The sequence below is a fragment of the Streptomyces sp. 13-12-16 genome (assembly GCF_002114215.1).
Taxonomy (GTDB): Bacteria; Actinomycetota; Actinomycetes; order Streptomycetales; family Streptomycetaceae; genus Streptomyces.
In genome coordinates this window covers 1-805 of the sequence record NZ_NCTE01001340.1, presented here as the reverse complement: position 1 = coordinate 805, position 805 = coordinate 1, and the positions used below count along the sequence as shown (strand labels likewise).

Genomic DNA, 805 nt, shown 5'->3' with positions numbered 1-805 from the left:
CGGTGGCCGCGTCGGTCTCGACGCTCCGCATGCCGTCCCGCACGCGCGCGTGCGCCGTGTCCCAGGTGTCCCGCGGGACCGCGTGGGCTGCCCGGGCGCCGGGACCGTCGGCGAGGATCTCGTCCTCGGCGGTGCGGAGGACGGCGTAGGCGCGGCTGCCGGCGAGGGCGCGCCACTCGGTGCGGGCGGGCTCGCGCAGGTCGGCGACGGCGGAACCGGTGAGTGTGCGGCGCAGTTCGACGGCCCCGGTGAACAGGCGCAGCCGTTCACCGCCGAGGCTGCCGTGCAGCCGGGCACCGGCCAGGATCGTGTCCTCCCGGGCCAACGCCTCCCCCGCCCGGGAGAATTCGAGCAGCACGCGCGCGTCGGAGCCGAGTTCGGCGTCCTGGATGCCGGTGAGGGCGCCGCCGACGCCGAAGGCCGTGGAGACGGTGCTCGTGTACTGGTCGTAGGTCTGCGTCCAGCCCGCGCGGCCTTCGCGGAGTGCCGTCCGCAGCGGACCCAGCCGTTCGGCCGCGGTGACGAAGGCTTCCAGACGGCCGGCCACCGCGCGGGGCAGTTCCTCGCCGTCGGCCACGGTCCGGTGCTCGCCCAGCCGCAGTTCCGCGACCGCCCGGTCGGTGCGCCGCGCGAGTTCCGCCAGTTCGTCGGGACGTACCGCCGAGGTGTCGGTGGCACGGCGCACCGCGGCCGCGCGTTCGGCCTGGAGGGCGGCGACGGCGGCGGAGAGCGGGGCGCGGACCGCGGCGTCCACGCGCTGGACCTGACGCAGCCGGGAGACGTCCTGGGCGGTGGTCACGGTGGC

At 77.0% G+C, this 805-nt stretch carries 1 protein-coding gene; it reads right to left on the bottom strand.

The annotated features are described in order from the left end of the window. A partial coding sequence (locus B7767_RS40685; RefSeq protein ID WP_179167521.1) for a nitrate- and nitrite sensing domain-containing protein occupies positions 1–805 on the bottom strand: 805 nt, incomplete at both ends.